Source organism: Ralstonia condita (assembly GCF_958405655.1).
GTDB classification, from domain to species: Bacteria; Pseudomonadota; Gammaproteobacteria; order Burkholderiales; family Burkholderiaceae; genus Ralstonia; species Ralstonia condita.
In genome coordinates, this window is the sequence record NZ_CATYWO010000002.1 from 290033 (window position 1) to 303794 (window position 13762).

Here is a 13762-nt window from a genome sequence, read left to right on the forward strand (position 1 = left end):
ACCACGGGGTCACGATATGTCCTCCGCTACTGCCACCTCTCCTGCCATTGCGGCGCAAGCCGCCGTCGCGCCTCGCGCCTATGCGGTGCTCGCGTCCAGTACGTTCGCCTTCACCATCTGCTTTGCGGTGTGGACGATGTTCGCCATTCTCGGCATTCCGCTGCAGAAGCAGCTCGGCCTGTCCGAAACCGAGTTCGGCCTGATAGCGTCCATGCCGGTGCTGACGGGCTCGCTCGTGCGCGTGCCCCTGGGCATGTGGACAGACCGCTTTGGCGGTCGCATCGTGTTCTTCCTGCTGATGCTCGCCACCGTAGCGCCCATCTGGTTTGTCGCCGACGCAACGCAGCTTTGGCAGTTCCTGGCGCTCGGGATGCTGGTGGGCCTGGCCGGCGGCTCCTTCTCCGTAGGCACGCCGTATGTGGCGCGCTGGTTCCCCAAGAAGCGCCAGGGCTTTGCCATGGGCATCTTCGGTGCAGGCAATGCTGGCGCGGCGTTGAACAAGTTTGTCGCGCCGCTGCTGGTGCTGTCCGCCGGCACATGGACCGTCGTGCCACGCGTGTATGCGATGGGCATGCTCGTGACCGCACTGCTGTTCTGGTTCGGCTCCGCGACCGATCCGTCGCACGCCACGGGCAAGTCGGTGTCGCTGCGCGCGCAGCTGCGCGAAATGCGCGACCCCCGCGTCTGGCGCTATGCGCAGTATTACTCGGTAGTCTTCGGCGGTTATGTGGGGCTGTCGCTGTGGCTCACGCGCTACTACGTCGCGGAATACGGCTTCTCGATCAAGACCGCGGCCTTCCTGGCAGCCTGTTTCTCCCTGCCGGGCGGCGTGCTGCGCGCGGTGGGCGGCTGGCTGTCCGACCGTTACGGCGCCTATCGCACGACCTGGGCAGTGATGTGGGTGTGCTGGGTCGCGTTCTTCCTGCTCAGCTATCCGCAGACCCGGTTCACCATCACCGGCACCCACGGCCCGCTGGACTTCCACATCGGGCTGTCGCCCGTGGCGTTCACCTCGCTGATGGGCGTGGTGGGTGTGGCAATGGCCATCGGCAAGGCGTCCGTCTTCAAGTTCATCTCGAATGACTTCACCGACAACATCGGTGCGGTATCGGGTGCGGTGGGCCTTGCCGGTGGTCTGGCGGGGTTCGTCCTGCCGATCCTGTTTGGCGTGCTGGTCGATCTCACGGGCATTCATTCCACCTGCTTCATGTTGCTGTACGGCGCGGTGTGCGTCAGCCTGGTGTGGATGCACTTCAGCTTTCGCGCCGAGGGGCGGGCCACATTGATCGGCAGGTCGTCTTCCACCGCATCCCTCGCGCAACGCCTCTCCTGATCCTTGATTGCGCCGCGCCGATCAAGGCGCGGCATTGCTGGAGCTCATCATGACCTCAAACGTCCTCACCCACTGGGAGCCCGAGAACCCCTCGTTCTGGCGCGTCACCGGCCAATCGGTGGCGTATCGCAACCTGTGGATCTCCATTCCCGCCCTGATGATCGCGTTCGCGGTCTGGTCCTTGTGGAGCGTGGTGGTGGTCAACCTCGACAAGGCAGGCTTTGCGCTGACCAAGAACCAGATGTTCTGGCTCACCGCGCTGCCTGCCCTGTCGGGGGCCACCCTGCGCATCTTCTACTCGTTCCTGGTGCCCATCTTCGGCGGCCGCCGCTGGACGGCGCTGTCCACCGCCAGTCTGTTGATTCCTGCGCTCGGCATGGGCTTCGCGCTGCGCGATCCGCAGACGAGCTATCCGATGCTGCTCGTGCTTGCACTACTGTGCGGCCTGGGCGGCGGCAATTTCAGCTCGTCGATGGCGAACATCAGTTTCTTCTTCCCCAAGCAGAAGAAAGGGCTGGCCACGGGGCTGAACGCCGGCATCGGCAACCTGGGGGTGTCGGTCGTGCAGTTCGTCACGCCGCTGGTGATTTCGGTGGGTGTCTTCGGTGCGCTGGGCGGTGACCCGCAAACCTACACGGCAGGTGGCGTTGAGCGCAGCCTGTGGCTGCAGAACGCGGGCTTCATCTGGGTGCCGTTCATCGTGGTGGCCACGCTGGCCTCGTGGTTCGGCATGCACGACATTGCCGACGCCAAGGCTTCGTTTGCTGATCAGGCCGTCATTTTCAAGCGCACCCACAACTGGCTGATGTGCCTGCTGTATGTCGGCACGTTCGGCTCGTTCATCGGCTTCTCGGCTGGCCTGGCGCTGCTGACCAAATCGCAGTTCCCCAACGTGAACCCGACCACGTATGTCTTCCTCGGTCCGCTGGCCGGTGCGCTCACGCGGCCCGTGGGCGGATGGATCTCCGACAAGGTGGGCGGCGCGCGTGTCACGCTCTGGACGTTTGCCGGCATGATCGCCGCCGTGGTCGGCGTGTTGACCTTCCTGCCGGCAGACGGCTATGCGGGCAGCTTCGTCGGCTTCCTGTCCATGTTCATCGTGCTGTTCGCGCTGACGGGCATCGGCAATGGCTCGACCTTCCGCATGATCCCGATCATCTTCCTCACGCAGCACCAGCGCGCGGCGCGCGGCAAGGATGAAGCCGCCCAACGGCAGGCCGTGCAGGATGCCGGCAAGGAATCGGCGGCCGTCCTGGGCTTCACCGGTGCCATCGGCGCGTATGGCGGCTTCTTCATTCCGAAGAGCTTCGGCACCTCGCTGGAACTGACCGGCTCGGTCAACGCCGCGCTGTACTGCTTCATTTCGTTCTACGTGCTGTGCCTGCTGGTGACGTGGGCGGTGTATGCCCGCCGCAATGCGCCGATGCCCTGCTGAACGGCGCCGCACTCACGCCACGGAACGCTTGTGCGGGCCGTGGCGGTCTGCGGGCGCGGCGCCAAGGGCAGCCTGCGCAGCCGGGTAGCGGCCAGGCCGGTGGTTCAGCGCAATGCTCAGGTTCAATGCCACCGCGCCCACCAGCGAGGCCGCCAACGCCATCGGGCTGACCACGAACAGCGAGGTCAGCACGATCCCCACATCCACCGCCATCTGGAACTTGCCTGCGCGAATGCCGTACTTGTCCTGCAGATACAGCGCGACGATGTTGACGCCGCCCAGGCTGGCCTGATGGCGGAACAGCACGATCAGCCCGACGCCCATCAGCGTGCCGCCAATGGCGCCGGCGTAAAGCGGGTTGAGCGTATCCAGATGCACGAAGTGCGCATGCACCTCGCTGAGCCACGACACCAGTGCCACCGCACAGAACGTCTTGCAGGTAAAGCGCCAGCCCATGCGCCGCACCGCCAGATAGTAGAACGGCAGATTGATCGTGAAGAACACGGCGCCGAACGGCAGCGACGTGGCGTAGTGGATCAGGAAGGCCACGCCCGCCGTCCCACCCGAGAGCAGGCCGCCCTGCTTGAACAGCGTGATACCAAGCGACACGAACAGCGTGCCGGTGACGATGGCCAGCACGTCTTCGAGCGTACTGTGCCGGGTGACTTCGAGGGCTTTCATGGGGGCTCCTTTCGGATACCGTGGACACGGCGCCACTATGGATCCGCCCCCCGCGCAGGCTCCTTGATCCAGACCAAGGGAACGCCAATCTGGCCAGCGCGTTGCGCGGGCGCTGCGGCCACTCGGCATAGTTCTTCCGGCGTAGGCGCCCCGCCATTTCCTCCCTCCATTGCCGCGCGCAGGCACGCCAGCCGATGAATGGGCACGCAGGGCACCGATCCATAAGCTGTTCCCATTCCCGCAATCACTGCACGCCGGCCGACCGGCGCGCACGTCACCCCGCCATGAGCCACTTTCTCGATCGCCTGAAGTTCCTCACCCACGTCCGGTCGACCTTTGCCGACGGGCACGGCGCCGTGGTCAATGAAGACCGCCGCTGGGAAGACGGTTACCGCAGCCGCTGGCAGCACGACAAGATCGTGCGCTCGACCCACGGCGTGAACTGCACCGGTTCCTGCTCGTGGAAGGTCTACGTCAAGAACGGCCTCATCACGTGGGAAACGCAGCAGACCGACTACCCGCGCACCCGCCCGGACCTGCCCAACCACGAGCCGCGCGGCTGCCCGCGCGGCGCATCGTATAGCTGGTACGTCTATTCCGCCCAGCGCGTGAAGACGCCGCTGATTCGCGGCCGGTTGATGGCGATGTGGCGCGAAGCACGCAAGACCATGGACCCGGTTGCCGCCTGGGAATCCATCAGCCAGGATCCCGAGAAGGCGCGGCGCTACAAGAGCGTGCGCGGCCAGGGCGGCTTCGTGCGCGCCGACTGGGACACCGCCACCGAGATCATCGCCGCCGCCAATGCGTACACCATCAAGCGCTACGGACCCGACCGCGTCGTCGGCTTCTCGCCCATCCCTGCCATGTCGATGGTGAGCTACGCGGCCGGCGCGCGCTACCTGAGCCTGATCGGCGGCGTGTGCCTGTCGTTCTATGACTGGTATTGCGACCTGCCGCCCGCCAGCCCGCAGGTCTGGGGCGAGCAGACCGACGTGCCGGAATCGGCCGACTGGTACAACTCCACCTACCTGATGGTGTGGGGCTCCAACGTGCCGCAGACGCGCACGCCGGACGCGCACTTCTACACCGAGGTCCGCTACAAGGGCACCAAGACGGTGGCGATCTCGTCCGACTACGGCGAGATGGTCAAGTTTGGCGACATCTGGCTCGCCCCCAAGCAGGGCACCGACGCCGCGCTGGCCATGGCGATGGGCCACGTGGTGCTCAAGGAATTCCACACCACGGGCAAGTCCGCCTACTTCCGCAGCTACGTCAAGCAGTACACCGACATGCCGATGCTGGTGCTGCTGCGGGCAACCGAAGACGGCAGCTACGCGGCCGACCACTTCCTGCGCGCCTCGCACCTGGCGGGCAACCACGGCGAGGCCAACAACCCCGACTGGAAGACGCTGCTGATCGACGCACCCACGGGCCGGCTGGTGGTCCCCAACGGCGCCATCGGCCTGCGCTGGAACGAAGCCCAGCACGACGGTGGCGCCAAGGTCGGCCGCTGGAACCTCGAACTGAAGGATTCCGCTGACGGCTCGGAGATCGACCCGCTGCTCTCGCTGGTCGCCACGCATGACGACGTGGTGGACGTCAGCTTCCCGTACTTTGGCGGCGAGCACGAGGCGATGTTGAAACGCCGCGTGCCCGTCAAGCGCGTCACGCTGGCCGATGGCACCACGGCGTGCGTTGCCACCGTGTACGACCTGCAATTGGCGAACTACGGTGTCGACCAGGGCCTGGGTGGGCCCAACGTGGCCGCCAGCTTCGACGACGACGTGCCCTACACCCCGGCCTGGCAGGAGAAGCACACAGGCGTGCCGCGCAAGCAGGTGATCCAGGTGGCGCGCGAGTTTGCCGACAATGCCGATCGCACACACGGCAAGAGCATGGTCATCGTCGGTGCGGCGCTGAACCACTGGTATCACAACGACATGATCTACCGCGGCATCATCAACCTGCTGATGATGTGCGGCTGCATCGGCCAGAGCGGCGGCGGCTGGGCGCACTACGTGGGCCAGGAGAAGCTGCGCCCGCAGTTCGGCTGGGCACCGCTGGCCTTCGGGCTGGACTGGTCACGCCCGCCGCGCCAGATGAACGGCACCTCGTTCTTCTACAGCCACACCAGCCAGTGGCGCCACGAGAAGCTGTCGTTGGACGAGATCCTCTGTCCCACGGCGGACCGGGCACGCTATGCCGGCCAGTCACTGCTGGACCTGAACACCAAGAGCGAGCGCATGGGCTGGCTGCCCTCCGCGCCGCAGCTCAATGCCAATCCGTTGGATGTAACGGACGCGGCAAAGGCTGCGGGCCAGGACCCTGTCGCCTACACCGTCGATCAACTCAAGCGCGGCAAGCTGCGCTTCGCCTGCGAAGACCCGGACCATCCGGACAACTTCCCGCGCAACATGTTCGTCTGGCGCTCGAACATTCTCGGCAGTTCAGGCAAGGGGCACGAGTACTTCCTCAAATATCTGCTCGGCACGCAGAACGCGCTGTTCAGCGACGAAGCGGCCGCCATCAAGCCGTCGGAAGTGGAGGTGCGCGAGGCCGCCGAAGGCAAGCTCGACCTGCTGACGGTACTCGACTTCCGCATGAGCACGACCTGCCTGTACGGCGACATCGTGCTGCCCACGGCCACCTGGTACGAGAAGGACGACCTGAACACGTCCGACATGCACCCGTTCATCCATCCGCTGTCGGAAGCGGTGCACCCGCTGTGGGAATCCAAGACAGATTGGGAAATCTACAAAACCATCGCCAAGAAGTTCACGGAAATTGCCGGCCCGTTGCTCGGCACGCGCCACGACCTGGTGTGCACGCCGCTGATGCACGACACCCCGGGCGAACTGGGCCAGCCGTTTGCACCGAAGGATTGGAAATACGGCGAGTGCGATCTCATCCCGGGCAAGACCGCACCGGCGATGACCGTGGTCGAGCGCAACTACGCCGACATCTATCGCAAGTTCACGTCGGTCGGCCCGCTGCTCGACAAGCTGGGCAATGGCGGCAAGGGCATCAACTGGAACACCGAACACGAGGTGCACGAGTTGGCCGGCCTGACCCACAAGGTCACGGCGCCGGGCGTGAGCCAGGGCCGCCCTCGCCTGGAAACCGCTACGGACGCGGCAGAGATGATCCTCACCTTTGCGCCGGAAACCAACGGCCACGTGGCCGTCAAGGCGTGGGAGGCACTGTCCAGGATTACCGGGCGCGACCATACGCACCTGGCCGTCGGGCGCGAGCACGACAAGATCCGCTTCCGCGACGTGCAGGCGCAGCCGCGCAAGATCATCTCGGCGCCGACGTGGTCGGGGCTGGAATCGGAAGAGGTCAGCTACAACGCCGGCTACACCAACGTGCACGAGCTGATTCCATGGCGCACCCTCACCGGCCGCCAGCAGTTCTACCAGGATCACCGCTGGATGATCGACTTTGGTGAAGGCGCGTGCCTGTACAAGCCGCCCATCGACACCAAGACCGTGCAGCCGATGCTCGGCAAGCACAGCAACGGCCATCCGGAACTGGTGCTGAACTGGATCACGCCGCACCAGAAGTGGGGCATCCACTCCACGTATTCCGACAACCTGCGCATGCTCACGCTCTCGCGCGGCGGCCCGCACGTGTGGATATCGGAGGCCGAAGCCAAGGCTGCCGGCCTGCGCGACAACGACTGGGTGGAGGTCTTCAACGTCAATGGCACGCTGACAGCGCGGCTGGTGGTGAGCCAGCGTGTGCCGCGCGGCATGTGCCTGATGTACCACGCCCAGGAAAAGATCGTGAACGTGCCGGGCGCCGAAACCAGCGGCATGCGCGGCGGTATCCACAACTCCGTCACGCGCACCGTGACCAAGCCCACGCACATGATCGGCGGCTATGCGCAGCAGGCCTACGGCTTCAACTACTACGGCACGGTCGGCAGCAACCGCGATGAATACGTGATCGTGCGCAAGATGCAGCGCGTCGATTGGATGGAAGAACAACTGGCCGAGAGCCATTCGGGAGTCTCGCAATGAAGATCCGTGCCCAGGTGGCCATGGTCCTGAATCTGGACAAGTGCATTGGCTGCCATACCTGCTCCGTGACGTGCAAGAACGTCTGGACCTCGCGCGACGGCGTGGAATACGCCTGGTTCAACAACGTCGAGACCAAACCCGGCGTCGGCTACCCCAAGCAATGGGAGAACCAGGACAAGTGGCAAGGCGGCTGGCAACGCCACGCCGACGGCAAGCTCACCCCGCGCCAGGGCGGAAAGCTGAAGATCCTCGCCAACCTGTTCGCCAACCCGAACCTGCCGCAGATCGACGACTACTACGAGCCCTTCACCTACGACTACGCGCGCCTGCAGAACGCGCCGCTGTCGCAGACGCCGCCCACCGCGCGCCCGGTCTCGGCCATCACCGGCAAGACCATGGAGAAGATCGAGTGGGGTCCGAACTGGGAGGACGACCTGGGCGGCGAGTTCGAATCGCGCAGCCGTGACCAGCTCTTTGAAGACATCCAGAAGGAGATGTACTCGACCTTCGAGAACACCTTCATGATGTATCTGCCGCGCCTGTGCGAGCACTGCCTGAACCCGACCTGCGTGGCATCGTGCCCGTCGGGCTCGGTCTACAAGCGCGAGGAGGACGGCATCGTGCTGGTCGACCAGGACAAGTGCCGCGGCTGGCGCATGTGCGTGTCGGGCTGCCCGTACAAGAAGATCTACTTCAACTGGCAGAGTGGCAAGGCCGAGAAGTGCACCTTCTGCTTCCCGCGCATCGAAAGCGGCCAACCGACCGTGTGCTCGGAGACTTGCGTGGGCCGCATCCGCTACCTCGGCGTGATGCTGTACGACGCGGATCGCATTGAAGCCGCCGCCAGCGTGGAAGACACGAAGGACCTCTACAACGCGCAGCTCGACGTGTTCCTTGACCCCCACGACCCCGCCATCCAGGCAGAGGCGCTGCGTCAGGGCATCCCGCAAAGCTGGATCGACTCGGCCGTGAAATCGCCGGTCTACAAGATGGCCTGCGACTGGAAGGTGGCCTTCCCGCTGCACCCTGAGTACCGCACGCTGCCGATGGTCTGGTACATCCCGCCGCTGTCGCCGATCCAGTCGGCTGCGGAATCCGGCGTGATGGGCATGGACGGGATGATTCCCGATGTGAAGAGCCTGCGCATTCCGGTGCGCTACCTCGCCAACCTGCTGGCTGCCGGTGACGAGGTGCCTGTTGTGAGCGCGCTGGAACGCATGCTGGCCATGCGCGCCTACAAGCGCGCACAGACCGTGCATGGCGTGCAGGATCTCGACGTGCTCCATCGCGTCGGCCTCACCCCCACGCAGGTGGAGGACATGTACCAGATCATGGCCATCGCCAACTACGAGGACCGCTTCGTCATCCCCGCCTCGCACAAGGAGATGGCGCAGGACAGCTTCGATGAAAAAGGCGCGTGCGGCTTCAGCTTCGGCAACGGCTGCTCGGGCGGCGTATCCGAAGGCACGTTCTTCGGGCGCAAGAAGGCCAGCGTATCGACCATCAGCATGCCGGTCTCGCGCAAGAAGAGCGCAGCCTGATGCCACCGGAGCACAACATGACTACGCCCTCGATGTACCACCTGCTCTCGGTCCTGCTCACCTACCCCGAGCCGGAACTGCTGGATGCCCTGCCCGAACTCGATCAGGCGCTGGGCGCCACGCCCGCCGCCCGCGCGCGGTTGGCCCCGCTGCTGGCCACGCTGCGCGATACCGACCTCATCACGCTGCAGGAACACTACGTTGCCACCTTCGACCGCAACCCCTCGCACGCACTGCATCTGTTCGAGCACGTGCACGGCGAGAGCCGCGACCGCGGCCAGGCCATGGTCGACCTGATCGACGAATACCGCAAATACGGTGTCGAACCGGCCGACAGCGAGCTGCCCGACTACGTGCCGCTGTTCCTGGAAGTGCTGGGGCATCTGGAATCGACCGGACACCGCGCCCAGGCCACGGCCTTGCTGGGCGACGCCATTCACGTGCTGGCGGCCATTGGCGAGCGCCTGACGCGTGACGGCACCCACTACGCCGGCATCTTCGACGTCTTGCTGACGCTCTCCGACGTGCAGCCGCAGCCATTGACCGAGCCGCCCATCCGCGACATGGACGAAGCCATGGAGCACTTCGGCCCCGGCGCGGACGGTGTGGAGCCGCTGCTGCGCCCGGCGCTGTCGGCCGAGCAGCCCGTGCAGTTCCACCCGCGCAAGGCTGTGCATCCGACGCCGCCGCAACCCTCTACCCATGCGAGTCTGACATGACGATGCTCAACACCCTGCTCTTCGGCATCTACCCCTACATCGCTGGCACGATCTTCCTGCTGGGCAGCCTGCTGCGTTTCGAGCGCGAACAATACACGTGGAAGAGCGACAGCTCGCAGTTGCTGCACACGGGCACGCTGCGTGTGGGCAACCTGCTGTTCCACGTGGGCATCCTTGGCCTGTTCTTCGGCCACCTTGCTGGCCTGCTCACGCCCGTGGCGGTGTGGGACGCACTGGGCGTGCCGCACAGCGTCAAGCAACTGGTGGCCATGACGGCCGGTGGCATCCTGGGCAGCCTGTGCCTGGTCGGGCTGCTCCTGCTGATCTATCGGCGCCTGTCGAGCCCACGCATCCGCGCCGTCACGCGCCCTGGCGACAAAGTCCTGCTGGCCTGGCTGCTCGTCACGCTGCTGCTCGGCCTCACGACCATCCTCACCTCCGCCGGCCACCTCGACGGGCACGTGATGGTGCTGCTGATGACCTGGGCCCAGCACATCGTCACGCTGCAAGCCGATGCCTCCAGCTACGTGGCCGCGGTGCCGCTGATCTTCAAGCTGCATCTGTTCATGGGGATGACGCTGTTCCTGATCTTCCCGTTCACGCGGCTGGTGCACGTCTGGAGCGGACTGGCCTCGGTCACCTACGTGGGCCGGGCATGGCAACTGGTGCGGGGGCGCTGACATGCCGACCTGCCAACGCGCCGTCTTCGGCATCACCGGCCGCTCGGGCAGCGGCAAGACCACGCTGATCGAGGCTGTGCTGCCGCTGCTGCGCGCACAGGGGCTGCGCGTGAACGTGATCAAACACAGCCACCATGTGCTCGCGCTGGAGCCCCCGGGCAAGGACAGCGCCCGCGTGCGTGCCGCCGGCGCCAGCGAGGTCATGGTGGCCTCGCCCTACCACTACGCCATCGTCCACACGCTGCACGATACGCCGGAACCCACGCTTGCCGAACTGCTGGCCCGCATGAGCCCGGCCGACATCACGCTGGTCGAGGGCTTCCGGCGCGAATCGATTCCGCGCATCGAGGTGCACCGCCCGGCACTCGGCAAGCCGCCGATGTATCCCGACGACGACAGCATTCTCGCCGTCGCAACCGATGCGCCGCTGGCGTTGGACCGCCCGTGCCTGTTTCTTGATCAGCCGCAAGGCGTGGCGGACTTCATCTGCCAGATACTCGAACACGACCTCCAGCCCGCATAGGGCCACCCCGACACGGCACCAAGCTGGCGGAGGATGGCCGGGCTCCCATCGCGCCCCGATCATGAACGCTCTCGCCACCTCGCACCTAGCCATGCAGCCGCCCGTGCGGCAACGCTTGTCGACGCGCATCGTGGCGGTATCGCTGACTGCGCTCGCCCTGGTGCTGGCGATGATCGGCGGAACGCTATGGCTGTCCTGGCAGCTCGAGGGCGCCGGCGCAGCCATCAACGACACCGGCAGCCTGCGCATGCGCGCCAGCCAGATCGGCGTGGCCGTGCTGGAGGCGCGCAATGGCCACACCGGCATGCTCGCGCCCCAGGTCGATCACCTGGACGCAACGCTCGCTTCCCTGAAAAAGGGCGATGCAAAGCGGCCGCTCTTTCTGCCCGCCGACACCGAGATCCGCCGCCAGTTTGACGCCGTCGGCACCGCCTGGCAGACACGGCTCAAACCCAGCATCGCCGCCGACATCGCCCAGCCGCCGGGCGCGCCTTCCATCTACCTCACCCACCTGCCGCATTTCATCGCCCAGGCAGACCAGCTCGTGCGCATGATCGAGCAGAGCAACGCGCACAAGACGACGCTGCTGAGGCTGTCGCAGTTCGCGTTGGCCGTGATGGCATGCGTGGGCACGCTGGCCATGATCTATCTGCTGTTCCTGTGGATCATCCTGCCCGTGATGCGTCTGCAGGAAGGGCTGCAGCGCATGGCCGCACATGAATTCGCGACGCGCCTGTCGGTGGACACCCGAGACGAGTTCGGCCTGCTGGCGCGCGGCTTCAATCGCATGGCCGAGGAGCTGCAGGGCCTGTACGCCGACCTCGCCTCGCGCGTCGCGCAGAAGACCCAGCAGCTTGCGGCCCAGAACCGCGAGTTGTCTGCGCTGTACGACATCACCGCCTTTCTCAACGTGTCGTCCGACATCGACGCGCTGTGCCAGGGCTTCCTGCAGCGGGTAGCCGATCAGTTCGGTGCTGCAGGGGGCAGCATTCGGGTCATGGACCCGGACGGCGAGCGCCTGCACCTGGTCGCCACCGTGGGGCTGCCCGCCGATCTGGAGGAGGCGGAGCAATGCATGCGGGCCGATACCTGCCTCTGCGGCCAGGCCACGCAGCAGGACGTCGTGGTGGTGCATGACTTCCGCCGCATGCGGCGCGAAGGGCCGACCGCCGCGCCCACGGCGCTGCCCTGCCAGCGCGAGGGCTACACGACCGTGGCCGTGTTCCGCATCATGACGCAGCAGGCCGTGCTCGGCACCTTCTCGCTGCATCTGCGCGACAACCGGCAATTGCCGCCGAACGATCTGCGCCTGCTGGAAACGCTGGGGCAACATCTCGGCATCGCCCTGGAGAACCTGCGCCTGCAGGCCAAGGCCACGCAGCTGGCGGTGGTGGAAGAACGCAACCTCGTCGCGCAGGGGCTGCACGACAGCATTGCGCAGGGGCTCAACTTCCTGAACCTGCAGGTGCAGATGCTGGACGCCGCCATGCGCGATGCCAATCTTGACGAAGCGCGCGAGATCGTTCCGCTCCTGCGCTGCGGTGTGGAAGAGAGCTACCAGGACGTGCGCGAACTGCTGTTGAACTTTCGCTCCAAGCTGGAGAGCGGCGAACTGCGCCCGGCGGTGGAACAGACGCTGGCCCGCTTTGCGCAGCAAAGTGGCATCGTCCCCTCGCTGCACTACCACGAGGCCGGCGGCGCGCCACTGCCTGCCGACCAGCAGTTGCAAGTCCTGTTCATCCTGCAGGAGGCGCTGTCCAACGTGCGCAAGCACGCCATGGCCAGCCGCGTCGATGTCACCATCACCAATGGCCGCGACTTTGAGCTGCGCGTGCAGGACAACGGCCGCGGCTATGACGCCCGCGAAGTGGCCGAACGCACCCAGGCCCACGTCGGCCTGAACATCATGCGCGAGCGCGCCGCCTACCTGCTGGCGCAATTGCAACTGGAGGGCCGCCCCGGCCAGGGCGCCTCCGTCACCTTGCGGCTGCTCGAGCCACAGCGCCAAGCCGCCTGACCCGCTCATGCCTCCGGCCCCAGCATCATGACCATTCGCATCCTGCTCATCGACGACCACACCCTGTTCCGCTCGGGTATCCGGCTCCTGCTGCAGCGCCAGTCCGACTTCGAGGTGGTGGACGAGGCCGCCGACGGCCTGGAAGGCATCAAGCTCGCCAAGCGGCATCAGCCCGACGTGATCCTGCTGGACCTGAACATGCCGGGCCTGTCGGGGCTGGAAACGCTTCAGCTACTGGTGCAGGACCTGCCCCTCGCGGCCGTCGTGGTGCTGACCGTTTCGGAAGAGGCAGACGAACTGAAAGCCGCGTTGCGCGATGGCGCGCGCGGCTACCTGCTCAAGAACATCGAGGCCGAGACGCTGGTGGCCGGCATACGCCGCGCCGCAGCCGGTGAGCCCGTGATCTCCGACCGCATGACGGCCAAGCTCGTCGCGCATTTCCGTGCCCCGGAAAAGGCGCCGCCCGCCGCCACCACGCCGATGCCCGACAGGCTGACACCGCGCGAGCGCGAGATCGTCAAGGGCCTGGCGCGTGGCGAAAGCAACAAGGAGATCGCGCGTACCCTCGACGTTGCCGAGAGCACCGTGAAGATCCACGTGCAGAACGTCCTCAAGAAGCTGAACCTGACGAGCCGGGTGCAAGTGGCTGTCTATGCGGTCGAGCACGGACTCAACGGCGGCTAGTCAACGTCATCGCCTTCCACGCCAGGTGCGCAGAATCCACGCCCCGCAGCGACCACCGGAGCGGGTCGCGTGCGGCAAGCCATGGCGATGTGTGCGGCGCGGCACACCGGGGCCGTTGTGTGTTGAT

General features: G+C 65.8%; 10 protein-coding genes. 9 read left to right on the plus strand and 1 reads right to left on the minus strand.

Features of this window, described 5'->3' with window-relative positions:
* Positions 1-16 precede the first annotated feature (16 nt).
* Both R2N03_RS07890 and R2N03_RS07895 read left to right on the plus strand, forming a co-directional pair.
* The gene (locus tag R2N03_RS07890) at positions 17-1333 is read left to right on the plus strand and encodes an MFS transporter (RefSeq protein WP_316657104.1); all 1317 of its coding nucleotides are present in this window, start codon (positions 17-19) and stop codon (positions 1331-1333) included.
* 49 nt (positions 1334-1382) lie between these two features.
* On the plus strand, positions 1383-2768 hold the full coding sequence (locus tag R2N03_RS07895) for a NarK family nitrate/nitrite MFS transporter (protein WP_012430627.1): 1386 nt from the start codon (positions 1383-1385) through the stop codon (positions 2766-2768).
* 12 nt (positions 2769-2780) lie between these two features.
* Here the strand turns inward: R2N03_RS07895 and R2N03_RS07900 are convergent, their stop codons facing one another.
* Complete coding sequence (locus R2N03_RS07900) at positions 2781-3449, minus strand: YitT family protein (RefSeq protein WP_316657107.1); 669 nt, start codon at positions 3447-3449, stop codon at positions 2781-2783.
* Positions 3450-3733: 284 nt separating this feature from the next.
* Here R2N03_RS07900 and R2N03_RS07905 point away from each other — a divergent pair, with 284 nt between their 5' ends.
* From R2N03_RS07905 to R2N03_RS07935, 7 genes are all read left to right on the plus strand, one after another.
* Positions 3734-7471, plus strand: coding sequence for a nitrate reductase subunit alpha (locus R2N03_RS07905; protein WP_012430629.1), 3738 nt, complete (start codon positions 3734-3736; stop codon positions 7469-7471).
* Entirely contained in the window at positions 7468-9012 is a 1545-nt protein-coding gene (gene narH / locus R2N03_RS07910) for a nitrate reductase subunit beta (RefSeq protein ID WP_012430630.1), read from the plus strand. Before R2N03_RS07905 ends, narH begins: the two co-directional genes overlap by 4 nt.
* Positions 9012-9731 (plus strand): nitrate reductase molybdenum cofactor assembly chaperone, encoded by a 720-nt coding sequence (gene narJ, locus R2N03_RS07915; protein ID WP_428984372.1) that lies wholly within the window; start codon positions 9012-9014, stop codon positions 9729-9731. Before narH ends, narJ begins: the two co-directional genes overlap by 1 nt.
* The gene (gene narI / locus R2N03_RS07920) at positions 9728-10411 is read left to right on the plus strand and encodes a respiratory nitrate reductase subunit gamma (RefSeq protein ID WP_012430632.1); all 684 of its coding nucleotides are present in this window, start codon (positions 9728-9730) and stop codon (positions 10409-10411) included. Before narJ ends, narI begins: the two co-directional genes overlap by 4 nt.
* 1 nt (position 10412) lies before the next feature.
* Positions 10413-10934, plus strand: a complete 522-nt coding sequence (gene mobB / locus R2N03_RS07925; protein ID WP_316657113.1) for a molybdopterin-guanine dinucleotide biosynthesis protein B — start codon at positions 10413-10415, stop codon at positions 10932-10934.
* Positions 10935-10995: 61 nt separating this feature from the next.
* On the plus strand, positions 10996-12951 hold the full coding sequence (locus R2N03_RS07930; protein WP_316657114.1) for a type IV pili methyl-accepting chemotaxis transducer N-terminal domain-containing protein: 1956 nt from the start codon (positions 10996-10998) through the stop codon (positions 12949-12951).
* A 27-nt stretch (positions 12952-12978) separates the two neighbouring features.
* Complete coding sequence (locus tag R2N03_RS07935) at positions 12979-13635, plus strand: response regulator (RefSeq protein WP_012430635.1); 657 nt, start codon at positions 12979-12981, stop codon at positions 13633-13635.
* The last annotated feature ends 127 nt before the right edge of the window (positions 13636-13762 follow it).